Source organism: Bradyrhizobium sp. 141, from assembly GCF_023074055.1.
GTDB lineage: Bacteria > Pseudomonadota > Alphaproteobacteria > Rhizobiales > Xanthobacteraceae > Bradyrhizobium.
Window position 1 is genome coordinate 114,942 of the sequence record NZ_JADPKR010000002.1, and the last position, 22,285, is coordinate 137,226.

Sequence of the window (22,285 nt, forward strand, 5' to 3'; positions counted from 1 at the left end):
GCTCGAAAACGCTCTATTGATTGCTGCCGACGAATTGCAGCACCACCTCGCGCCGATGCGGGCGCTTGCGGTGCTCGATAAGATAGATCGCCTGCCAGGTGCCGAGTGCAAGCCTGCCGTTCAGGACCGGGATCTGAAGCGAGGCTCCGGTCAACATCGTCTTGATGTGTGCCGGCATGTCGTCCGGTCCTTCGGTGTCGTGGGTCCACCCGGCATTCTCCGGCGCGAGCCGGGACAGCGCCGTCGTGAGGTCGACGAGCACGGAAGGATCGGCGTTCTCCTGAATCGTCAGTGAGGCCGAGGTATGGCGGATGAACAGCGTCAATGCGCCCTCGCGCGCGTGCACCTCGGCGACGAATTTTGCGACTTCGCTGGTGAGATCAGTGAAGCCGCGGCCCGACGTCTGCACGGTCAGCAATGACGAAGCGATCGCGGTGGCTTGCACGGACGATGCTGCCGAGCGCGTGACGGATTTGGCTGATGTCATGAAAGGTCTCGCTGCATCGGACACTGCCGTAGGGGGGCAAAGGCGCGAAGCGACGTGCCCACGTCCTCTCTTGTCGTCGTGGAAACATGTTGGGCACGGCGCAAGAGCGCCTTTGCCCACCCTACGGCACCTCAACGCATGGATGGCGCGAAGGCACCGTCAAATCCTCCCCGACACGTCCTTCTGGACGCGGTTAGCCATGTCGATCAGCCGCCGCCAGGCCTTTTCCAGAAACGACATCAGGCGATCGACGTCCTGATCGCTCGGCAGCGGGATCTCGATCTTGCGCTCGCCCTCGGCGGCCCGGGGCTGGGCGTTCTTGGGCTCGGCTTTCTTCAACGGATCGGATTTCGGCAGCGCCTCGTCGATCTTGCCCGACGCCGTCGGGCCTGCCGCGAGCTGCCCCTTCAGCCTTTCGACCTCGGCCTGGAGCCTGCCGATCTCGGCGTCGAGCGCCGTCCGTTCGTCGGGCACCGCGTAGCAGGCCCAGCCGGCGCCGTTCTTGGTGCAGGTCGATACCGTGCCGGTGCGCGTGTCGAGCCGCAGCACGCCTTCGGGGATGGGCGTCATGCTGTAGCGACCGTTTTCGCTGTCGGGCGCGGATTGCGCGGCCTCGAGACCGCCGCTGACGGCCATCGCCGCGGCAAATGCCGCCGCCGCAAGCCAGGATGTTGTGGATGACATCACGGGTCTCATCGCGCTCTCCGCCACGACGTGCAGGTGGCAATCTGGCAAATTCTACACCCCGGTGCGACGATCTGCTGCCCAAAACGCGCACCGACATCAACGATCGCGGCGATGTCTTTGATCCCGGCAGCGCGGCGAAAGGGCGGCCGCATTCGCCGATCATGAGGCGAGCTGCTGCGGTGCGGCGTCACGCTGTGTGCAGCGCTGCCGTGCACGCCAATATCATCAAATAAATCAGTCACATAATCGAAAGCGACGCAATCGTGACTTGGCTTGACTTGATTATGGGCCATCAGTATGGTCCGCGCGGCTTTTGAGGGTGGCGGGCGTAATTTCCATTCAGCCGCAGCGTTTCGGGTCTTCGTTGCATGACACAGGGCACGGGACACGGCGAGAATGGAGATCGCGATAAATCGTCCGAGGAAGCTGCGCTTTCCGAACGGCTCGGAAGTCTTGATCAGAGGTTGTCCGAATTTCGCGACCGCCGGATCAAGACCGAGCAACCCGCAGGTGACGGTGGAGACGGAGCGGCCAGAGCCTCGGCGATGGCGCTTGGTTTCCGGTTATCCTCGGAGTTGATCGCCGGCGTCGTTGTCGGGGCGGGGATTGGCTGGGGGTTCGACCGCTTGCTGTCGACGTCGCCTTTCGGGTTTATCGTGTTCCTGTTGCTAGGCTTCGTCGCCGGCGTGGTGAATGTGGTGAGAACGGCGGGCGCGGGTCAAAACAGGCGCGGTGGTTCGTAAGCTGTCCCACCAGATGAGGAATGATCGTGCCGGCTTCGCCGGTACGGGCCGGCCCGGCCGGCAGACCGAGACCCGCCGGCATTGCCCGGCAGACCAAGAGATGCCGCGCTGATGAAAATCGACCCGATCCACCAGTTCAACATCGAGCCTCTCTTCACCCTGGGCCATATCGGCAATCACACGATCGCCTTCACCAATTCGTCGCTCTACATGCTGGTGGCCGTCGCGATCATCTCGATCCTGATGCTCGCCAGCGGCACGCAGCTGGTTCCGGGGCGCCTGCAGTCGGTCGCCGAAATCTCCTACGAATTCGTCGCCTCGACCATCCGTTCGACGGCCGGCGCGGAAGGCATGAAGTTCTTCCCGCTGATCTTCTCGCTGTTCATGTTCATCTGCGTCTCGAACCTGGTCGGCATCATCCCCTACACCTTCACGATCTCGAGTCATCTGATCGTCACCGCGGCGCTCGCGCTGCTGGTCTTCTTCACCGTCCTGATCTACGGAATCTACAAGAACGGCCTGAAATTCTTCAAGATTTTCGTTCCCCACGGCGTCCCCATCTACATCCTGCCGCTGGTCATGTTCATCGAGATCCTGTCGTTCTTCCTGCGTCCGGTCTCCCACAGCGTCCGTCTGTTCGCCAACATGCTGGCCGGCCACATCGCGCTGAAAGTGTTCGCGGGCTTCGTCGCCATGCTCGGCTTCTCGCTCGGCGCTGTCGGCTGGATCGGCGGCGTGCTGCCGCTGGCGCTCACGGTCGCGCTGACCTCGCTGGAGCTCCTGGTCGCGTTCCTGCAGGCCTATGTGTTCGCGATCCTGACCTGCATCTACCTCAACGACGCCATTCATCCGGGACACTGAGCGGTCCGGGGAATTTCCACCCACAACCCAATCTTTCTTCCAAGGAGTCTAAAATGGATCCGGCAGCAGCAAAACTTATCGGCGCGGGCATCGCATGCATCGGCATGGGCGGCGCGGGCGTCGGCGTGGGCGTGATCTTCGGCAACTACCTCGCCGCAGCCGTCCGCAACCCGTCGGCCGCTCAGGGCCAGTTCGGCAACCTGATCTTCGGCTTCGCCGTGACCGAAGCGCTCGGCATCTTCTCGCTGCTGATCGCGCTGCTGCTGCTGTTCGTTCCGCTCTGAGGACGACGTTTTTCGCGCCGTTCCAGGCTCTGGGACGGCGCGTGTGACAGCAACAGGAGAACTCCATGGCTGAGAGTCATGGCGGCGCAAAAGGTCCGGCGGCGGGCGCTCATACCGAGGCTGACGGTGGTCACCACGGTGGCGGCTTTCCGCCGTTCGAGAGCAGCAGCTTCGCTTCACAGCTGGTGTCGCTCGCGATCTTCTTTGTCCTGCTTTACGTGATCGTGTCCAAGCTCGCTCTGCCGCGCATCGGCGGTGCGATCGAGGCGCGTCAAAACAAGATCGAGGGTGACCTCGCCGAAGCGCAGAAGCTGAAGGACCAGTCCGACGCGGCGCTGAAAGCCTATGAGAGCGAGCTCGCTTCGGCGCGCACGCGGGCACAGGCGATCGGCAACGAATCCCGCGACAAGGCGAATGCGCAGGCTGACGCCGAGCGCAAGACGCTGGAAGAGCAATTGGCGGCCAAGCTCGCCGGGGCGGAGAAGACCATCGCCTCGACCCGCGCAACCGCCATGAGCAACGTCCGTGGCATCGCAGCCGATGCGGCAGGCCAGATCGTGCAGCAGCTCACCGGCGTCGTTCCCGACGCTGCGTCGGTCAATGCCGCGGTCGATGCGTCCCTGAAAGGTTAGTCGAGATGTTCTTCGAACCTGAATTTTGGGTCGCCGTCGCCTTCGTGATCCTGATGGTCGTTTTCGGCTATCTCGGGGTCTTCAAGACCGTGATGAAGACGCTCGATCACCGTGCCGACCGCATCAAGGCCGAGCTCGACGACGCCCAGCGCCTCAAGCAGGAAGCGGCCAAGGTGCTCGCCGACTACAAGGCGCGCAGTGCGACGGCCGAGCGCGAGGCCGCCGACATCATCGCCAATGCCAAGGCCGAAGCCGAGCGCATCGCAGCCGACGCAAAGGCGAAGATGGAAGACTTCGTCGCCCGCCGGACCAAGACCGCGGAGAGCAAGATCGCGCTCGCCGAGGCCCAGGCGCTGGCTGATGTCCGCGCTGCAGCCGCGGAAGCCGCCGTTCAGGCCGCCTCCACGATCCTGTCGCAGTCGGTCAAGGGCCCGGTCGCCGACGACCTGCTCGCCAGGGGCATCACCGAGGTTCGGCAGAAGCTGAACTGAGGGTTTGGCCTCACCAATCAAAAAGCCGGCGCGATGAGCGCCGGCTTTTTTGTTGGCCTGAAGACTGTCGTGTCCCGGACGCGACGCGGCATGAAAGACGCGACGCAGAGCCGGGACCCATGCATCCGCAATTTCTGGACCCCGGCTCTGAGGCGCACCGCTGCGCGCTGCGCCGCGTCCGGGGCACCAGACCTCCTACTTCTTCTTCCGCCCCTTCGGCTCGGGCGAGAGCGCCTGCGGGTCGAAGCCGACATAGAAGATGTAGCTGTCGGCGGTCGCCGCTGACGGTACCGGATAGGTCATATCCTCGACGACGAAGGTGAATGGCACACTGCCGCCCTCGGTCATATCGACCGTGGTCCGGTAGGCCTTCGAGGCAATCACCTTCTCGCCAACGCCGCCCTGCACGACCGCGATGCGCAGGGGCACCTCGACGGAGGCAGGCGCACCGGCGGGACCGGCGATGACGCGGCCCTGAATGCCGATCCGCGCCGTGATGCCAGCGCTGCTCCGGGCACATTCGCGCGCCATCTTGGTGATCGAGGCCTGGAAGCGGATTTCATTGCCAACGGCCGGCTTGCCGGTGGCCCCAACCGCGTAGGTCGAGGCCCCCGCGCGCACCGTAACCTGGGGACAATCGAGATCGTCTTCAGCCGGCTGGCCGGGCGCAGGCGCCGGCTTGGGCTCGGCCGGCTCGTCGGACTTGCCGCCGAACAGGCTCTTGAAGCGGTCGGTGAATGACTGCGCCGCGGCCGGCGAAACCGCTGCGAACGACACCGACAATGCCAGCGCGATCGCCGGCATTCGCCGCAGCACATTCCGCGATGACCGAAGCTGCTTCCCCATCAAAGCCCGTACTCCATTACAAAATCCCCGGCCGATCGCCGGTAGGCCTGCGCGTTATATCGTCAAAATCGGCGAACCCAAGGCAGCAAACGAGGCGGTACCAAAGAGACTTTGGTCACATGAACGAATGGGGTTCAGCCGCGGAAATCCTCGTGCAGGAGGCCAAACAGCAAATGGTCCTGCCAGATCCCGTTGATGCAGAGATAGCGGCGCGCCAGCCCCTCACGGGAGAAGCCGCACTTCTCCAGCACCCGGATCGACGGCGCATTGGTCGGGATGCAGGCCGCCTCGACGCGGTGCAGGTTGAGTTCGCCGAACAGCGTCGGCAGGAGGACCCGCAGCGCAGCCGTCATGTAGCCGCGATGGGCATGGGGTTGTCCGACCCAATAGCCGATGGTGCCGGCCTGGACGATACCCCGCCGCACATTGGCCAGCGTGATGCCGCCGACCATGGCGCCGTCGAGCTCGCGGAAGATCAGAAAGGGATAGGAACGGTCCGCGGCGATGTCCTCGGAATAGCGGCGCAGACGGCGGCGGAAGCCGGAGCGGGTGAGATCGTCCGACGGCCAGATCGGCTCCCAGGGCGTCAGGTAGTCGCGGCTGGACTCACGCAGATGCGCCCATTGCAGGAAATCCGACATCTGCGGCGCGCGCAACAATAGCCCGTTGCCGCGCGGCGCGAGGGCGGCGGGTCCACTGGACGGCAGGCGAAAGAGGGCCATGGTGATGCTTCCCGGGGCAGATCGGCCCGCGCGCGGCTCCTAATGCAACCGCGCCTTGGCGCGCGCCCGGGTCAATCCTTCCGCAAAAGACACCGCCGTGTCCAGACCCCTGCCACTGCCCAATGCGACAACGGCAGGCCGGCTCCGCGACAGCAGCGCACGCGCCGCGTCCCGGGTCGATTCGACGCTGACGGCGTCGATCCGGGCCACCAGCTCCTCGACCGTCTGCGGCCGGCCATAGGCCAGCACATGACGGGCAAGCTGTTCGGCGCGGGACGAGCAGCTCTCCAACGCCATCAGGAGGCCCGCCTTCATCTGCGCCTTGGCGCGCGCGATCTCGGCCTCGGTCAGCGTCTCCACCGAATCATTCATGATGTCGACCACGACCTCCATCATCTCCGGCGCATCGGCCGGATCGGTGCCGGTGTAGAGGCCGAAGAAGCCGGTATCGGTATAAGGCGCGTGGAACGAATAGATGGAGTAGCAGAGACCGCGCTTCTCGCGCACCTCCTGGAACAGCCGCGACGACATTCCGCCGCCGAGGATGTTGGTGAAGACCTGAAGCGAGAACAGCGACAAATCGCTCTGCGGCACGCCTTCCAGCGCCAGCGTCAGATGCGCCTGCTCCAGCTCGCGATGCACCACCTTGGCGCCGCCCTTGCCGAACTGGGCGGTTTGCGGCTTCGGGCCCGGCGTCCCCTCGAAACTCGCAAAACGCTTCTCGGCCTCGGCGACCACCTGCTTGTGATCGACCGCACCGGCCGCCGCCACCACCATGTCGGGCCCGCGATAATGCGTCGAGAGGTAGTCGCGCAGCATGTCGCGGTTGAAGGCGCGTAGCGTCTTGGCGGTGCCGAGCAGCGAGCGGCCCATCGGCTGGTCGGGATAGCAGAGCTCGTTGAGATGCTCGAATACGACGTCGTCGGGTGTGTCCTGCGCGGCACCGATCTCCTGCACGATGACGTTCTTCTCGCGCTCCAGCTCGTCGGGCTCGAAGGCGGGATTGGCCAGGATGTCGGCGAGCACGTCGAGCGCCAGCGGCACGTCGGCCTTCAGCACCCGCGCATAATAGGACGTGGTCTCGGTCGAGGTGCCGGCATTGAGGTCGCCGCCGACCGCTTCGATCTCCTCGACGATCTCGCGCGAGGAGCGCTTGGTCGTGCCCTTGAACGCCATGTGCTCAAGCAGATGCGAAATGCCGTGCTCGTTGGGCTTTTCGTCGCGTCCGCCGACGCCGGCCCAGACGCCAAGCGCCGCGGTCTCGAGGTGAGGCATCTTGTCGGTGACGACGGTCAGGCCGGAGGCAAGCTTGGAAATCTCGACGCTCATCCGGCAACTCCCTGCTTTGCGGCGCGGCTGACCGACAGCACGAACCGCTCAATCTCGGCCTGGTCGTTCTTCACCACCTTCATGTGTTCGGATTTGGTCATCAATCCGTCGAGCCAAGCCGGCAATTGCGGCCGCTGGCCGCAGGCCGCTTCGACAGCATCGGGGAATTTGGCCGGATGGGCGGTCGAGAGCACGATGCTCGGCACCCTCGTGTCGGTGGTGTCGCGGTCGGCGACAGCGAGCGCCACCGCCGTATGGGGATCGACCAGCTCGCCTGCCTCGCGCCAGCCGGCGCGGATCGCAGCCGCGGTCTCGGTCTCGTCGGCGCGCCCGGCGTCGAACTCCTCCCGGATTGCGGCCAGCGTCGCATCGGGCAGCACGAAACGTCCTGACTGCTTCAGCGAATCCATCAGACGGCGCACGCCTGCCGCATCGCGCCGGCCGGCCTCGAACAGCAGCCGCTCGAAATTCGACGAGATCTGGATGTCCATCGACGGCGACGCCGTCGCGTGCACCTCGCGCACCTCATAGATCCCAGTCTTCAGCGTGCGCGCCAGGATGTCGTTGACGTTGGCGGCGATGCGCAGGGTCCGCACCGGCAGGCCCATGCGCTTGGCGACATAGCCGGCAAAGATGTCGCCGAAATTGCCGGTCGGCACGACGAAATCCACCGCACGCGCCGGCGCGCCGACGGCAACGGCGGAGGTGAAATAGTAGACCACCTGGGCGACGATGCGCGCCCAGTTGATGGAATTGACGCCGGAAAGCGAGGTCGCATCGCGGAAGCGATGGTTGTTGAACATTCCCTTCACGAGCGCCTGGCAGTCGTCGAAATTGCCCTCGATGGCGAGCGCATGGACATTGGCCGCGCCCGTCGAAGTCATCATCCGCCGCTGGACTTCGGAGATGCGGCCGTGCGGGAACAGCACGATGAGATCCACGTTCTCGAGGCCGGCGAAGGCTTCGACCGCCGCGCCGCCGGTATCGCCTGACGTCGCGACCACGATGGTGGTTCGTTGGCCGCGCTTGGCGAGCACATGGTCCATCAGCCGCGAGATCAGCTGCATCGCCACGTCCTTGAAGGCGAGCGTCGGGCCGTGGAACAGCTCCAGCACGAACTGGTGCGGCGACATCTGGCGCAGCGGCACCACCGCCGGATGGCGGAAGGTCGCGTAGGCCTCGTTTGCCATGCGGCCGAGTTCGGCGTCGCTGATCTCGCCGCCCACGAAGGGACGAATCACGTCGACGGCGACCTCCCAATAGGGACGGCCGAAGAAGCCGGCGATGGCATCAGTGGAGAGCTGCGGCCAAGTGGCCGGCACATACAGGCCGCCATCCCGGGCGAGCCCGGTCAGCATCACGTCGCAGAAGCCGAGTTCGGGGGCCTCGCCCCGGGTCGAGATATAACGAGTCAAACTGCCCTCCAAAGGCCGACCGGGCCTGAGCGCGATCCATAAGCCTTTGATTTTACGAAATTACTTGTTAACAGCCAGAGGCTTTGGGCCACCATAAAGTGTTTTGCGGCATCGGGAAACCGCTTCCCACCTGTACACCTGCCCAACAAAAAGGGCTGCGGCGGCGCCGCAGCCCTCTCTTGGAAGGTCTGTCGTTGATATGTGCAGACCGGGTTTGCCTCTTTCGGGTCGCCGCCCCGCTGAAACTTGTCAGCCAAGCTTTCGTCGCCCGTCACGAAATCGTCAAGGGCGAAAACGACCGATGCGGGACGATGTTCCTATTTTTCCCGAAACGCCCGAGCTTTTGCGAGTTCGTTCGAGCGAATTCGCTCCGTCGATTGCCGTTTTGTCCCGACAGTTGCGGATAGCACCGGAACGATTGCCACCTCGGCTCATTGTGTCCGCGGATGGGTGTCGGCGGTGTCCATGCATTGCCCGGCTGCACGCTGACACCGATCCGTCCCGCCGAACCGGCTGCATCCTGGAGTAGCCGGTTCGGTGCTCCGGGCCGCAGTCCACGCCGCCAGTGCCCAGGCCGCCAGTGTCCCGACCCTCGGTGCCGGGCGGTCGGTGCCGGCGACGTCAATTCATCCCGATTTCCACCGCGATCCTGATCAGGTCGGAATGGTTCTTGGCCCCTAACTTCTGCTTGAGCAGAGACGTGGTGTTGGCGACCGTCTTGTAGGAGATGCCGAGCGCCTCGGCGACTTCCACGATCTTGTCGCCGCGTCCGAGCAGGCGAAGAATTTCGAGTTCCCGCGGCGTCATCTGCGAGGCCGGGTTGGCCTTGATCGCCGCGCCGGAAAACGTCACGGCTTCCGCGAGCTGCGGTGAGATGAAATTGTCGCCTGCGACCACCTTGCGCACCGCTTTCAGCAGGATCCTGGGATCGTCGCCCTTGGAGACATAGCCCTGCGCCCCGAGTTCGACTGCCCGCACCACGAAGGCCGGATCGTCGTTCATGCTGAACATGATGATCTTGGCGTCGGGATCGTCCTTGCGGATGCGTCGCATCAGCTCGAAGCCCGAGACATCGGGCAGGCTGATATCGATCACAGTGACGTCGGGCCGCTTGCTGACATAGGCGCGATGCCCGGATTTGGCGTCCGTCGCCTCGTCGATACGGATCGAATGGTCCGAAGCGAACAGAGTGCGGCAACCGGACAGCACCACGGGATGGTCATCGACGATCAGGACCCGGGTCCCCGGCTTGGCGGTATCTTGCATCGCGCACTCGCTTTTTTTGACTCATAAACCGGCGGGAACAAATGGAAAGAGCAAATCCCGCCGATGCGCGTTAGAATTGACCTAATGTGGCAACGACTCTCGTTCAGAACGCAACTGTTTCTTCCGCTCGGCGCGAGCTTTCTCGCAGCCCTGATCCTGGGCGGGGTGCTGCTCCAGATATTCGCAACCAGCCAGTTGGCCGACGAGAACGAGCCCGCTCGACGTTCGACCCGAACGATCGCCACCGCACTCAACAACACTTTGCGCGCGTCGGACGATCCGCAGAAGATGCTTGACGCCTTTGTCCAATCCTTGACCACCTCCTCGGACATCCAATTCCGTTCCGCGGAAGGCGCGCCTGTGCCTTCGCCAAAGAACGACACGCGCAACCTGCAAGGGGTGCCGCAGTGGTTCGTCAACCTGCTTATGCTACCGGGCACGGACGTTGCGGCCCCGGTGCTGATCGATGGCAGACGTATCGGCGATATCGTGTTCCTGCCGGACCTCTCGGCCGACCTGTTCGAGAAATGGATCGGCTTCCTGGCCCTGACCAGCCTCGTCGCCGTGCTGACGGTGCTCACTGGAATCATCGCCTACGTCTTCGCGGGATCGGCCCTGCATCCCCTGCAACATCTCGGTGAAGGCCTGACACGGATGCGGCGCGGCGACTACGCAACGCCGATCCCGGTCGGAGGGCCGCCGGAGATTCGGCAGAGCTGTGCGGAAGCAAATGCGCTGGCTGCTACGCTTGCACAATTGAGCCAGGACAATCGCGATCTGATGCACCGCCTGGTGTCGCTCCAGGATGACGAGCGGCGTGATCTCGCCCGCGAATTGCATGATGAGCTCGGACCGCTGCTGTTCAGCATCCGCGCCGGTACGATCGCGTTGGTCGACGCCTCACCGCCGGTGGGAAATCTCGGCAACCCGGCCCAGCAGGTGCTGCAATCGGTCGAGGCACTCCAGCAGACCAACCGCCGCATCCTGGATCGGCTGCGGCCGCTCTACATCGAGGAGCTGGGCCTTGCGACCAGCGTGCAGACGCTGCTCCGGAACTTTCGCAAGCAGGCACCGCATATCGTCCTGACGGATACGATCGATCCGGATCTCAACGTGATAGACGGGCCGCTGGCCCGGACCGTCTATCGCGTGATCCAGGAGGCCTTGACCAACGTGCTGCGCCACGCCAAGGCCAGCAGCGCCCATGTCCAGGCGACCGTCAGCAGTGAGGCGCTCGTCATCGAGATCTCCGACGACGGCGGCGGCTTCCCCGCCGACAATGTCTTCGGCCGTGGCCTGACCGGCATGCATGAGCGCGTGCGCGCGCTCAGCGGATCGCTGTCACTGCTGCGCGCGGATGAGCGAACCTATGTCCGCTGTCGCCTTCCGGCCGAACCGGCACGCGAGGAGCCGGTCGGCGGCTAACATGCACAACAGCCGTCGTGCGCGTGCTGTCGCGCCGGCTCGCACAGCGTGCTGCGGATCTTGCCTTCCGGGCTGAAGCAAAACGAGGCGCGAATGCGTAGCGCGCCGGCGACGGAATATTCGAGATCAACGCCATGGGGCACCGGGCGGATCTCCTCCAGCCCGAAACCCGCCAAGGAGAACGCACTGAGCCGCGGCTGCCAATAGGCCTCGAGCTCGCTCCGGCCGCGATAGCGCTGCGCGCCGTTACACGTGCATTCGAGCTGGGCATCGTCCGCATAGAGGTCGAGCAACGTCGTGAGGTCGCCTTTCCGGCAGGCGTCCACCCAGTCGACGACAATTCCCATCTGATCGAAATCGCTCACGCCGCAATCCTGTCTGCCGCGGGAAACCACAGGCGGCTTAGGACCACACTCGTGAATGTGCGCTGAATAATAAACCCCGGGCGATACCGGGTTCCCCTCGGGGGACCGTCGACGAGCTTAGCTCTGCCGCCGGCCCCTTGCCCACACCGCGAAGGCGATCAGCACGGCGCCTGCGAGCGTGAACCAGGTGATGGCATATTGCAGGTGATCGTCCTTCAGATGCACGTCGAGGGGCCCCGGGCGCGGAATGCCGTTCTCGGGCGCCGGCTGTTCGAGATCGACATAGAACGGCGCAACCGCGCCCCAGCCGAGCGCGCCTGCGATTGCCAGTTGATCGCGCACGAACCAGAGCCGCTTGTCGCGATTCTCTGCGGGCGTCAGCCAGCCGGACGGCTCGGGAAAGCGCAGATAACCGGTGAGCGCGACCGGCTGCCCGGTGACAAGCTTCTTCACCGCGCGATCCTCGACGCTACGGTCCTGCATGGTGTTCTCGACGAAGCCCGCATCGATCACGACCGTCTCGCCGCTGGGAAGCCGCGCCGGCAGGAACGCCCAGGTGCCCGGGCCGGAGGCGTCCCTGCGCACCGCGGAGCCGGAGGAATAGACCATCGCATCGGGCAGGGCTGCGTAGGTCGCGGTGAAGCTGACGCGGCGGAATTCATCGCGCGCGGGATTGAGTGCAGCCCATTGCGCCGGCGGCGGCAGCGCGACGGGCGCCTCGGCCAGACGCTCGGTGAGCGCCGCGATCAGCTCGTGCTTGGCCGTTCGCCGCTGCAATTGCCAGGCGCCCAGGGCGACGAAGACGGCCGTCAGGAACAGCGTGAACAGCGCGAAGCCGGCCACGCGGGGCTTGCGTGCAGGCTCGTTCATTTCGCGCGGTCGACCAACCGGCCCGGCGCCGCCTTGTGGTGGAATTGCAGCGCGATCAGCAGCGACTTCATCGCACGCAGCGGCAAGAGCGTGGTGGCCAGGATCAGCGGCAACCACAGCGCCGCATGCAGCCAGTACGGCGGCTGGTATTTGACCTCGACGATGAGTGCGGCCGCAACAACGATCCCACCGGCCAGCATGATGATGAAGATCGCCGGACCGTCCCCGGTATCGATGAAGGCGAAGTCGAGACCGCAGCGGTCGCAGGCGGGCGCGAGCGTCAGGAAGCCCGCATAGAGCTTGCCCTGGCCGCAGCGCGGGCATCTGCAGGCAAGTCCGCGCAGCGCGCTTTGCAGGACGGTGGTTTCGGGCTCGGATTTGCCGGCGGTGTCGTTCATGATGGCGGACTCTATCACAGTTTCCGCCGAAGCTTCCGGCGGCCCAAAAGCGAAAGGGCGGCCCTGCGGCCGCCCTTTCTGATCGATTGCTCGCGGCTCAGTGCGCGCCGTGGGCCATGGTCTCGGCGCCGTGTCCCCAGACGTAGATGCAGAGGAACAGGAACAGCCAGACCACGTCGACGAAGTGCCAGTACCAGGCGGCGAACTCGAAGCCGAGGTGCTGCTTCGGCGTGAAGTGGCCCGCATAGGCGCGGATCAGGCACACCAGCAGGAAAATGGTGCCGACCAGCACATGGAAGCCGTGGAAGCCGGTCGCCATGAAGAAGGTCGCGCCGTAGACGTTACCGCCGAACGAGAACGCCGCGTGGCCGTACTCATAGGCCTGCACGCAGGTGAACAGCGCGCCGAGCACGACGGTGAGGATCAGGCCATACTTCAGACCCTGGCGATCGTTCTCGAGCAACGCGTGGTGCGCCCAGGTCACGGTGGTGCCCGAGGTGAGCAGGATCAGCGTGTTGAGGAGCGGCAGATGCCAGGGATCGAAGGTCTCGATGCCGTGCGGCGGCCAGGTGCCCGGCACGGCGCAGGCGCCGGCCTGAGTGCCGAGGCCGCAGCCGAACACGGCATCGCGGGTGGCGTGGACGGCGTCGGCCGGAAACAGCGCCGCGTTGAAATAGGCCCAGAACCAGGCGACGAAGAACATCACCTCGGAGGCAATGAACAGGATCATGCCGTAGCGGTGATGCAGCTGCACGACGCGGGTGTGGTCGCCCTTGTATTGGGCTTCCTTGATCACGTCGCCCCACCAGCTCGCCATGGTGTAGAGCACGCCCACGGTGCCGACGCCGAACACGATCGGCGCGGCCGAGAACATGTGATGCATCCAGGCGATCGCGCCGACCGCCATGATGAAGGCCGAGAGCGAACCGACGGCCGGCCACGGAGAGGGATCGACCAGGTGATAGTCGTGATGCTTGGTGTGCGCCGTTGCCATTTGCGGTCTCTCTCCTCAATCCCGTGCCTATCAGGCACTTATCCCCTCGTTTCCGACCTCCTGGGCGCGAGCCCGGCGATCAGAGATTTCCCTTGCGTTTGTCGTCTTCGCCCGATGCCAGCGGTTTCACCACCGGATCCTTCACCGGATAGAAGGTGTAGGACAGCGTGATCGTGTTCAGCCCGTCGTTCTCGTGGTCGCTGGCGATCGAGGGATCGACGTAGAACACGACCGGCATCTCGCGCTTCTCGCCGGGCGCCATGGTTTGCTCGGTGAAGCAGAAGCAGTTGATCTTCTGGAAATAGGAGCCGACCGTCAGCGGCGCGACATTGTAGGCGGCCTGCCCGGCCGTGGTGCGCGCGGCCTGGTTGGTCACGGTGTAGAAGACGGTCGTGACCTCTCCGATATTGACCTCGATCTCGTTCTGCTCCGGCTCGAATTTCCAGGGCAGGCCGGGCGCGACATTGGAATCGAAGCGCACCGAGATCTTCCGCGCGATCGGGCCGGTGGCCGGCGCGGAGGTCGCAACCTGGGTCGTGCCGTTGAAACCGGTGGCGCGGCAGAACCAGTTGTAGAACGGCACCGCCGCGTAGGAGGCACCGACCATTAGCGCAACCACGCCGCCGCAGATCGAGGCGACCAGCGCGTCGCGGCCAAGGCCCTTAAAAGGCCCACGCCCCTTGCTGGCCGTCCGGCTCCGATTCCGCGATATGGTCGGCTCGTGATCCATGTTTCCTACATCGGCCGCACGAGAACTGCCGGTCCCTTGACCATGGTGACGGCGAAGAACAGCACCACGAGCACGCCGAGCGCCAAGGCAATGGCAATGGAGCGCTGACGACGGCTCTTCTTCTGCGCCTCGGTGAGGACGATTCCGTCTGTCTCAGGTTTGTCGGCCATCGCTGTGATCATGCGCCCCCAACCATCGGAGCCAGTGCCCGGAACACGACCTCGGCCAGCAGGGTCGCGAACAGCGCGAACAGATAGAGGATCGAGAAGGCAAACAGCTTGCGGGTCGCGCGCAGCGATTGGCTGCGCTCGCGGCGCACATAGACGTTGATCGCGAGCACCAGCATGCCGGCCCCCAGGATCAGCGAGACGATGCCGTAGACGGCGTCGAAATAACCGAGCGCCCAGGGCGCAGCGGCGACCGCGATCAGCACGATGGTGTAGAGCAGGATCTGCAGACGCGTCGCATCGGGACCGGCGACGTTGGGCAGCATCGGAATGCCGGCGCGCGCGTAGTCGTCGGAGCGGAACAGCGCCAGCGCCCAGAAGTGCGGCGGCGTCCAGAAGAAGATGATGGCGAACAGCAGCAGCGGCTCGACGTCGACGGTGCCCGTCACGGCGGCCCAGGCCACCACCGGCGGCAGCGCGCCGGCCGCGCCGCCGATGACGATGTTCTGCGCGGTCCAGCGCTTCAGCCACATCGTGTAGATCACGACGTAGAAGAAGATGGTGAAGGCGAGCAGCGCGCCCGCGATCCAGTTGACGAGGATGCCGAGCGTCATCACCGAGAAGAAGGACAGCGTCATGCCGAACGCCATCGCCTCGGGTCGGGTGATGCGGCCACGCGGGATCGGCCGGTTCGCCGTGCGCGACATTTTTGCGTCGATGTCGCCTTCGAGCGCCATGTTGAGCGCGCCGGAGGCGCCGGCGCCGACCGCGATGCAGAGCAGCGAGGTAAACGCGAGCACGGGATGGAAGTGTCCCGGCGCCATCGCCATCCCGACCAGCGCGGTGAAGATCACCAGCGACATCACCCGCGGCTTCAGAAGCGCGATGTAGTCGCCGACCTCCGCCTCGGAGATGCGGGGATTGATGTCGAGGGCGTTGTGGTCGAGGACGGACACTAAATTCAACTCGCTTCGTTATAGAGCCGCGGCGCCCGTCATGGGCGCCGCGGGAGATTGCTTACTGCACGCGGGGCAGCACTTCGAACTGGTGGAACGGCGGCGGCGAGGGCAGCGTCCATTCCAGCGTGGTCGCGCCCGCACCCCAGGGATTGTCGCCCGCCGGCACCTTCTTCATGAAGGCATCGACCACGCAATAGAGGAAAATCAGGACGCCGAAGCCGGAGATGTAGGAACCGAGCGACGAGACCAGGTTCCAGCCCGCGAAGGCATCGGGATAGTCGACATAGCGGCGCGGCATGCCGGACAGGCCGAGGAAGTGCTGCGGGAAGAACACCAGGTTGACGCCGATGAAGGTGACCCAGAAGTGCGCTTTCGCGAGCCACTCATTGTACATGTAGCCCGACATCTTCGGGAACCAGTAGTACCAGCCGGCAAAGATCCCGAACACCGCACCGAGCGACAGCACGTAGTGGAAGTGCGCGACAACGTAGTAGGTCTCCTGCAGCACGCGGTCGACGCCGGCGTTCGCCAGCACGACGCCGGTGACGCCGCCGACCGTGAACAGGAAGATGAAGCCCACCGCCCAGATCATCGGTGCCCGGAATTCGATCGAGCCGCCCCACATCGTGGCGATCCAGGAGAAGATTTTTACGCCGGTCGGAACGGCAATCACCATCGTCGCAGCGACGAAATAGGCCTGCGTCGCGCTGGACATGCCGACCGTGTACATGTGGTGCGCCCAGACCACGAAGCCGATGCCGCCGATCGCGACCATGGCGTAGGCCATGCCGAGATAGCCGAACACGGGCTTGCGCGAGAAGGTCGAGACGATCTGGCTGATCATGCCGAAGGCGGGCAGGATCAGGATGTACACCTCGGGGTGGCCGAAGAACCAGAACAGATGCTGGAACAGCACCGGATCGCCGCCGCCGTCGGGCGCGAAGAACGTCGTGTGGAAATTGCGGTCGGTGAGCAGCATGGTGATCGCACCGGCGAGCACCGGCAGCGACAGCAGCAGCAGGAACACCGTCACCAGGATCGACCACACGAACAGCGGCATCTTGTGCAGGGTCATGCCCGGCGCGCGCATGTTGAAGATCGTGGTGATGAAGTTGATGGCGCCGAGGATCGACGAGGCGCCCGCCAGATGCAGCGACAGGATCGCGAAGTCGACGGCCGGGCCCGGATGGCCGGAGCTCGACAGCGGCACGTACATGGTCCAGCCGGCGCCGACGCCGTTGGCGCCCGGCTCGCCCTCGACGAAGGTCGACATCAGGAGCAGGCCGAAGGAGGCCGGCAGCAGCCAGAACGAGATGTTGTTCATGCGCGGGAACGCCATGTCGGGCGCGCCGATCATCAGCGGCACGAACCAGTTGCCGAAGCCGCCGATCATCGCGGGCATGACCATGAAGAAGATCATGATCAGGCCGTGAGAGGTCACGAACACGTTATAGGTGTGCGTCTCGTGGAAGATCTGCACGCCCGGATACATCAGCTCGGCACGGATCGCGATCGACATCGCGGCGCCGATGACGCCGGCGATGACCGCGAAGATCAGGTACATCGTGCCGATGTCCTTGTGGTTGGTCGAATAGACGTAGCGCCGCCATCCGGTCGGATGGGCATGCTCGTCATGTCCGTGGGCGTGATCGCCGTGTGCCGCTGCGCTCGTTGCCATTTTCAAATCCTGCCTTGCGTCCCATTCGGACCTTGGGAGGTCCCGCCCTTATGTCGCTTTGAGTCCCTCAAGCCGTGCCCCGACGCTTACTGCGTCGGGCCGGCCGCGGAGGCGTAGGTGCTGGTGCCGCCGCTCGCATATTTCTTCTTCGCCGTTTCAACCCAGGAGGCGAATTCCTGGTCCTCCACGACGCGAATCGCGATCGGCATGAAGGCGTGGTCCTTGCCGCAGAGCTCCGAGCACTGGCCGTAGAACATGCCGGTCTTGGTGGCCTTGAACCACGTCTCGTTCAGCCGCCCCGGAATGGCGTCGATCTTGACGCCGAAAGCCGGCAGCGCGAAGGCGTGGATGACGTCGGCGCCGGTGACCTGGACACGAATCACCTTGTTGACCGGCACCACCATCTCGTTGTCGACGCCGAGCAGGCGGGGCTGCTTGTCCTGCGCCATCAGCGAGTCGAACTCGAACTTGCCGTTATCGGGATAGGCATAGGACCAGTACCACTGCTTGCCGGTCGCCTTGATGGTGATATCCGCCTTCGGCACGTCGAGCTCGAGGAACAGAAGCCGGAACGACGGCACCGAGATGCCGACCAGGATCAGCACCGGAACCAGCGTCCAGGCCACTTCGATCAGCGTGTTGTGGGTGGTGCGCGACGGCACCGGATTGGCCCGCGCGTTGAACTTGACGACCACGACCACGAGCAGCGCCAGGACGAACAGCGTGATCAGCGTGATCAGCACAAACAGGAAGTTGTGGAACCAGATGATGTTGTCCATCACCGGGGAAGCGGATTGCTGGAGCGTCCACTCCCACGGCGCCGGTTGCCCGAGCTCGGCGGACGCCACACCGCCCGTCGCCAGCGTCAGACCCGCCACGGCCAATCCCAGCAACTGCCGGCCCATCCGGCCCATCGACATCCTCATGCCGTTCGCGCTCCCCTTACGAAATCACCCCAGGTGCGCCGCCCTATGTCCGGGAGACGCTTATTCGATCCGCCCGCCTGACAAACCGCCGCGCAAGAATACCTCTAAGAGGAATTGGGGCCAGATCGCTAGAACGCCGAAATCAAGCCTCTCAAACCATAATTCTTGATCTATCGCAATGCAGTCTTGAGCCTGATCTGCCAGCGATCACCCGCAGGATATTTCCTAGTAAGATCAGACAAAAATACCGTTTCCCGGGATGCCGCCGCTTGACAGCGGAATTGCCCGCGTTAGGCACTGGCAGGTGGCCGCGCAGGAACCTGATTCGTGCGGGCGGCGGCGGCGCGGGGCGGCGTAGAATTTGCTTGGGAATCGCCTTCAAGACGCCGTCATTCCCGTATCAGTCCGCCAGATCAGTCCGCCAAGCGCGAGCGACCCAGGCGAGCAGAGGTACCGACCCGATGGGGCTTTCGAAATCGATGGCACGGCCGGCTACAAGGCAGCTTGAGCGCCTCCCGGCACTGGTCGGCCTGCTGGCTGCGATCGTCCTTCTGGCACTTCCTGGCCTTGCCCATGCGCAGGGCGCGGTCCGCTCCGTGCATGGCGACTGGCAGATTCGCTGCGACACCCCGCCGGGCGCCCAGACCGAGCAATGCGCCCTAATCCAGAGCGTGGTGGCGGAAGACCGCTCCAATGCCGGCCTGACCGTGATCGTGCTCAAGACCGCCGACCAGAAGAGCCGCCTGATGCGCGTGGTCGCGCCCCTGGGGGTCCTGCTGCCCTCCGGTCTCGGCCTCAAGCTCGACAACCAGGACGTCGGCCGCGCCGGATTCGTCCGCTGCCTGCCCAATGGCTGCGTTGCCGAGGTCGTCATGGACGACAAGCTGCTCGGCCAGCTCCGCACCGCCAAGACCGCCACCTTCATCATCTTCGAGACACCGGAAGAAGGCATCGGCTTCCCGCTCAGCCTGAACGGGCTCGGCGAGGGCTATGACAAGCTGCCGTAGGGACTGGCGCGCAGCGAACCTATTGTTTCCGTAATGTGAGGCTTAGCGCTCTCGCGGAACCGGTCCGAAACCATTATCTTGCCCCACATCTTCCGCTAATGGACGGACGCATGACCAACCCTGCCACGACCTCCCTGCTCGACCGCGCCAATCTCGACCGCGACCAGATTCGCAACGAGGTCGCGCGCGGGCTCGCCGGCGCCGACGACGGTGAGCTGTTCCTGGAATACAGCCAGACCGAAGCGCTGATGTTCGACAACGGGCGTCTGAAGCAGGCGACCTACGACACCTCGCAAGGGTTTGGCCTGCGCGCGGTCAAGGACGACGCGGTCGGCTACGCGCATTCCTCCGACGTGTCGCTCCCCGCGCTGATTCGCGCTGCGGACGCGGTCGCGGCCGTGCGCGGCGGCTATTCCGGCAGTTTCGCCGCGCCGCCAGCACATACCAACGTGCGGCTCTATAGCGACGACAACCCGCTGGACGCGCCGGGCTTCGAGACAAAAGTAAAACTGCTCGCCGAGATCGACGCTTACCTGCGCGACAAGGATCCGCGGGTGCGGCAGGTCAGCGTCAGCCTGGGCGCGACCTGGCAGGTGGTCGAAATCCTGCGGCCCGACGGCGAGAGCTATCGCGACATCCGCCCGCTCGTGCGCGTCAACGTCTCCGTGGTCGCCGGCCAGGGCGATCGCCAGGAGAGCGGCAGCAAGGGTTATGGCGGCCGTGCCGGCTATGCCGAATTCATCGAGAGCAAGAACTGGCGCGACGCCGCCGACGGCGCGCTGCGCGAGGCGCTGGTCAATCTGGAATCGATTCCGGCGCCGGCCGGCGAGATGGACGTCGTGTTAGGCGCCGGCTGGCCCGGCGTGATGCTGCATGAAGCGGTCGGCCATGGCCTCGAGGGCGACTTCAACCGCAAGAAGACGTCTGCATTTGCCGGCCTGATGGGCCAGCAGGTCGCGGCCAAGGGCGTCACCGTGGTCGACGACGGCACCATCGCCTCGCGCCGCGGCTCGCTGTCGATCGACGACGAGGGCACGCCGACCAATCGCACCGTGCTGATCGAGGACGGCGTCCTGGTCGGCTACATGCAGGATCGCCAGAACGCGCGCCTGATGAACATGAAGCCGACCGGCAACGGCCGCCGCCAGGGCTATGCCCATGTGCCGATGCCGCGCATGACCAACACCTACATGCTCGCGGGCGACCGCGATCCGGCCGAGATCCTCGCCTCGGTGAAGAATGGCGTCTTCGCCGCGAATTTCGGCGGCGGCCAGGTCGACATCACCTCGGGCAAATACGTGTTCCAGTGCACCGAGGCCTACAAGATCGAGAACGGCAAGCTGGGCGCGCCGCTGAAGGGCGCCATGCTGATCGGCAACGGGCCGACCGACCTGCATCGCATCCGCATGATCGGCAACGACCTTGCGCTCGATACCGGCATCGGCACCTGCGGCAAGAACGGCCAGGGCGTGCCTGTCGGCGTCGGCCAGCCGTCGCTGCTGATGGAACGCATCACGGTGGGTGGAACGGGCGCATGAGCGTGGAAGAAAAGGTCACTGTCACCGCCAAGCGGAAAAGCAGCGGCTGGGGCGGGCAGCTCGTTCAGCTCGCCGGTATCGTCGCCGCCGTCTTCATCGCCAAGGGCGCGCTCGCCGAGCCGTTCTACGTGCCGTCGGGCTCGATGGAGCCGACGCTGCTGATCGGCGATGCGCTGCTCGCCTCGAAATTTCCCTATGGCTACGGCACCTCGTCGCTGCCGATTCAAATCAGCCTGCCCGAGAGCGGCCGCGTATTCGCGGAAACGCCGAAGCAGGGCGACGTCGTGGTGTTCCGCTGGCCCGGCGATCGTTCGCAGGCCTGGGTCAAGCGCGTCGTGGGTCTGCCCGGCGATCGCATCCAGATGCGGCAGGGCCAGCTCTTCATCAACGACCGCCCCGCCGAGCTCAAGCCGGACGGCGTCGGTGCGGCCGAGGACGACAATGGCGGCAGCGAGCCCGCCTACCGTTATGTCGAGAAGCTGCCGAACGGCGTCTCGCACCTGATCTTCAAGATGCGCGACAACGGTCCGCTCGACAATACACAGGAAGTGACGGTGCCGGCCGGCCACCTTTTCGTGCTCGGCGACAACCGCGACAATTCCTCCGACAGCCGCGTGCCGCTGCGGTCCGGCGGCGTCGGCCTGTTGCCGATCGACAATCTGATCGGGCGTGCGGATGCGGTGCTCGGCTCTTGGGATCTCGGCATGCGCGGCCAGCCGGTGTGGACCTGGCTGTCCGGATTCAGGATGGCACGGTTCTTCACCGCGGTGCATTGAAGGCTCGAAGAATGACTTCACCTCTCCTGCAAGCGGGAGAGGAAGAGCAGCAGCGATGAACCGCGACGAATTTCTTGCCCTCGCGCTGCAAAATCCCGTCAATGTCGCGATCATCGACGAACTCCATCGGCTCGCCCTGCCGGATGCATGGCTGGTCTCGGGTTGCCTGGTGCAGACCGTGTGGAACGTGCTCACGCGCCGTGCGATCGATCACGGCATCGCCGATTACGACACGTTCTATTTCGATCCCTACACTTCGTGGGATGCGGAGGACGCGGTCATCCGCAAGCTGCACGCGCGGCTCACGCATCTCGGCGTCAAGGTCGAGGTCCGCAACCAGGCCCGCGTGCATCTGTGGTACCCCGCCAAGCACGGCTTGCCCTATCCGCCCCTGAGAAGCTCGAGAGAAGGCATCGATCGCTTCCTGACGCAGAACACGCAGGTCGGCGTCCGGCGCGCGGGCGATGGCTATGAGGTCTACGCGGCGCACGGCTTTGACGATGTCGCGGGACTGATCGCGCGGCCCAATCCGGGACCGAATTTTTCCGCGGCGAGTTACGCGGTGAAGGCCGCGCGCTGGAAGGCGCTGTGGCCGGAGCTCACGGTGATCGCGGCGGAGTGAGATCTCGTAGGGTGAGCAAAGCGAAGCGTGCCCACGCGTCTGTGGCCGGATCGGAAAGATCGTGGGC

General features: G+C 64.7%; 27 protein-coding genes. 10 read left to right on the top strand and 17 right to left on the bottom strand.

Annotated features, from left to right (window positions below; all coding sequences use genetic code 11):
* Positions 1-13: 13 nt before the first annotated feature.
* From IVA81_RS00545 to IVA81_RS00555, 3 genes are all read right to left on the bottom strand, one after another.
* Positions 14-487 carry a secondary thiamine-phosphate synthase enzyme YjbQ gene (locus IVA81_RS00545; RefSeq protein ID WP_247310673.1) on the bottom strand — a complete coding sequence of 158 codons (474 nt, stop codon included), beginning with the start codon at positions 485-487 and terminating at the stop codon, positions 14-16.
* A gap of 159 nt (positions 488-646) precedes the next feature.
* A complete protein-coding gene (locus IVA81_RS00550; RefSeq protein ID WP_247310676.1) occupies positions 647-1,183 on the bottom strand; it encodes a hypothetical protein in 537 nt (178 codons plus the stop codon).
* Positions 1,180-1,467 (bottom strand): hypothetical protein, encoded by a 288-nt coding sequence (locus IVA81_RS00555; RefSeq protein WP_247310679.1) that lies wholly within the window; start codon positions 1,465-1,467, stop codon positions 1,180-1,182. The genes IVA81_RS00550 and IVA81_RS00555 overlap by 4 nt, the downstream gene beginning before the upstream one ends.
* A 75-nt stretch (positions 1,468-1,542) precedes the next feature.
* On the opposite strand from IVA81_RS00555, the gene IVA81_RS00560 reads away from it, so the two are divergent.
* The 5 genes from IVA81_RS00560 (at position 1,543) to IVA81_RS00580 (ending at position 4,185) form a co-directional block, all read left to right on the top strand.
* Positions 1,543-1,917 carry an AtpZ/AtpI family protein gene (locus IVA81_RS00560; RefSeq protein ID WP_063197865.1) on the top strand — a complete coding sequence of 125 codons (375 nt, stop codon included), beginning with the start codon at positions 1,543-1,545 and terminating at the stop codon, positions 1,915-1,917.
* A gap of 111 nt (positions 1,918-2,028) precedes the next feature.
* A complete protein-coding gene (locus IVA81_RS00565; RefSeq protein ID WP_247310682.1) occupies positions 2,029-2,778 on the top strand; it encodes a F0F1 ATP synthase subunit A in 750 nt (249 codons plus the stop codon).
* A gap of 53 nt (positions 2,779-2,831) precedes the next feature.
* Positions 2,832-3,062 (top strand): F0F1 ATP synthase subunit C, encoded by a 231-nt coding sequence (locus IVA81_RS00570; RefSeq protein WP_007599451.1) that lies wholly within the window; start codon positions 2,832-2,834, stop codon positions 3,060-3,062.
* 65 nt (positions 3,063-3,127) lie between these two features.
* Complete coding sequence (locus tag IVA81_RS00575; RefSeq protein WP_247310684.1) at positions 3,128-3,694, top strand: F0F1 ATP synthase subunit B; 567 nt, start codon at positions 3,128-3,130, stop codon at positions 3,692-3,694.
* A gap of 5 nt (positions 3,695-3,699) precedes the next feature.
* Positions 3,700-4,185, top strand: a complete 486-nt coding sequence (locus IVA81_RS00580; protein WP_247310685.1) for an ATP F0F1 synthase subunit B — start codon at positions 3,700-3,702, stop codon at positions 4,183-4,185.
* Positions 4,186-4,380: 195 nt separating this feature from the next.
* On the opposite strand, the gene IVA81_RS00585 is transcribed toward IVA81_RS00580, so the two are convergent.
* From IVA81_RS00585 to IVA81_RS00605, 5 genes are all read right to left on the bottom strand, one after another.
* Positions 4,381-5,031, bottom strand: a complete 651-nt coding sequence (locus IVA81_RS00585) for a hypothetical protein (protein WP_247310687.1) — start codon at positions 5,029-5,031, stop codon at positions 4,381-4,383.
* A gap of 134 nt (positions 5,032-5,165) precedes the next feature.
* Positions 5,166-5,753 (bottom strand): GNAT family protein, encoded by a 588-nt coding sequence (locus tag IVA81_RS00590; RefSeq protein WP_212079711.1) that lies wholly within the window; start codon positions 5,751-5,753, stop codon positions 5,166-5,168.
* 39 nt (positions 5,754-5,792) lie between these two features.
* Entirely contained in the window at positions 5,793-7,082 is a 1,290-nt protein-coding gene (locus IVA81_RS00595; RefSeq protein ID WP_247310690.1) for a pitrilysin family protein, read from the bottom strand.
* Complete coding sequence (gene thrC, locus IVA81_RS00600) at positions 7,079-8,497, bottom strand: threonine synthase (RefSeq protein ID WP_247310692.1); 1,419 nt, start codon at positions 8,495-8,497, stop codon at positions 7,079-7,081. Before thrC ends, IVA81_RS00595 begins: the two co-directional genes overlap by 4 nt.
* A gap of 621 nt (positions 8,498-9,118) precedes the next feature.
* Positions 9,119-9,763 carry a response regulator transcription factor gene (locus IVA81_RS00605; protein ID WP_094890791.1) on the bottom strand — a complete coding sequence of 215 codons (645 nt, stop codon included), beginning with the start codon at positions 9,761-9,763 and terminating at the stop codon, positions 9,119-9,121.
* A gap of 84 nt (positions 9,764-9,847) precedes the next feature.
* On the opposite strand from IVA81_RS00605, the gene IVA81_RS00610 reads away from it, so the two are divergent.
* A complete protein-coding gene (locus IVA81_RS00610; RefSeq protein WP_247310694.1) occupies positions 9,848-11,188 on the top strand; it encodes an ATP-binding protein in 1,341 nt (446 codons plus the stop codon).
* On the opposite strand, the gene IVA81_RS00615 is transcribed toward IVA81_RS00610, so the two are convergent.
* From IVA81_RS00615 to coxB, 9 genes are all read right to left on the bottom strand, one after another.
* Positions 11,185-11,553: a nuclear transport factor 2 family protein gene (locus IVA81_RS00615; protein ID WP_247310697.1), complete on the bottom strand. Its 369-nt coding sequence runs from the start codon at positions 11,551-11,553 to the stop codon at positions 11,185-11,187. The genes IVA81_RS00610 and IVA81_RS00615 overlap by 4 nt on opposite strands.
* A gap of 117 nt (positions 11,554-11,670) precedes the next feature.
* Positions 11,671-12,423 carry an SURF1 family cytochrome oxidase biogenesis protein gene (locus IVA81_RS00620; protein ID WP_247310699.1) on the bottom strand — a complete coding sequence of 251 codons (753 nt, stop codon included), beginning with the start codon at positions 12,421-12,423 and terminating at the stop codon, positions 11,671-11,673.
* The gene (locus tag IVA81_RS00625; RefSeq protein ID WP_247310716.1) at positions 12,420-12,821 is read right to left on the bottom strand and encodes a DUF983 domain-containing protein; all 402 of its coding nucleotides are present in this window, start codon (positions 12,819-12,821) and stop codon (positions 12,420-12,422) included. The genes IVA81_RS00620 and IVA81_RS00625 overlap by 4 nt, the downstream gene beginning before the upstream one ends.
* A 97-nt stretch (positions 12,822-12,918) precedes the next feature.
* Positions 12,919-13,815: a cytochrome c oxidase subunit 3 gene (locus IVA81_RS00630; protein WP_247310717.1), complete on the bottom strand. Its 897-nt coding sequence runs from the start codon at positions 13,813-13,815 to the stop codon at positions 12,919-12,921.
* Between the two features lie 79 nt (positions 13,816-13,894).
* Complete coding sequence (locus IVA81_RS00635; RefSeq protein WP_247310718.1) at positions 13,895-14,545, bottom strand: cytochrome c oxidase assembly protein; 651 nt, start codon at positions 14,543-14,545, stop codon at positions 13,895-13,897.
* A gap of 5 nt (positions 14,546-14,550) precedes the next feature.
* Entirely contained in the window at positions 14,551-14,727 is a 177-nt protein-coding gene (locus tag IVA81_RS00640; protein WP_063197888.1) for a hypothetical protein, read from the bottom strand.
* Positions 14,724-15,668, bottom strand: coding sequence for a heme o synthase (locus IVA81_RS00645; protein ID WP_247310720.1), 945 nt, complete (start codon positions 15,666-15,668; stop codon positions 14,724-14,726). Before IVA81_RS00645 ends, IVA81_RS00640 begins: the two co-directional genes overlap by 4 nt.
* A gap of 61 nt (positions 15,669-15,729) precedes the next feature.
* Positions 15,730-17,349, bottom strand: coding sequence for a cytochrome c oxidase subunit I (gene ctaD, locus IVA81_RS00650; RefSeq protein ID WP_247310721.1), 1,620 nt, complete (start codon positions 17,347-17,349; stop codon positions 15,730-15,732).
* An 86-nt stretch (positions 17,350-17,435) separates the two neighbouring features.
* Complete coding sequence (gene coxB, locus IVA81_RS00655; RefSeq protein WP_247310723.1) at positions 17,436-18,275, bottom strand: cytochrome c oxidase subunit II; 840 nt, start codon at positions 18,273-18,275, stop codon at positions 17,436-17,438.
* 461 nt (positions 18,276-18,736) lie between these two features.
* Between coxB and IVA81_RS00660 the strand changes: the two genes are divergently transcribed.
* The 4 genes from IVA81_RS00660 to IVA81_RS00675 all read left to right on the top strand — a co-directional run bounded on the left by IVA81_RS00660 (position 18,737) and on the right by IVA81_RS00675 (position 22,218).
* A complete protein-coding gene (locus IVA81_RS00660) occupies positions 18,737-19,282 on the top strand; it encodes an invasion associated locus B family protein (protein WP_247310726.1) in 546 nt (181 codons plus the stop codon).
* 110 nt (positions 19,283-19,392) lie between these two features.
* Complete coding sequence (gene tldD, locus IVA81_RS00665; RefSeq protein WP_247310728.1) at positions 19,393-20,820, top strand: metalloprotease TldD; 1,428 nt, start codon at positions 19,393-19,395, stop codon at positions 20,818-20,820.
* Positions 20,817-21,596: a signal peptidase I gene (gene lepB, locus IVA81_RS00670; RefSeq protein ID WP_247310736.1), complete on the top strand. Its 780-nt coding sequence runs from the start codon at positions 20,817-20,819 to the stop codon at positions 21,594-21,596. The genes tldD and lepB overlap by 4 nt, the downstream gene beginning before the upstream one ends.
* Before the next feature lie 55 nt (positions 21,597-21,651).
* On the top strand, positions 21,652-22,218 hold the full coding sequence (locus tag IVA81_RS00675) for a nucleotidyltransferase family protein (protein ID WP_247310739.1): 567 nt from the start codon (positions 21,652-21,654) through the stop codon (positions 22,216-22,218).
* Positions 22,219-22,285: the final 67 nt, after the last annotated feature.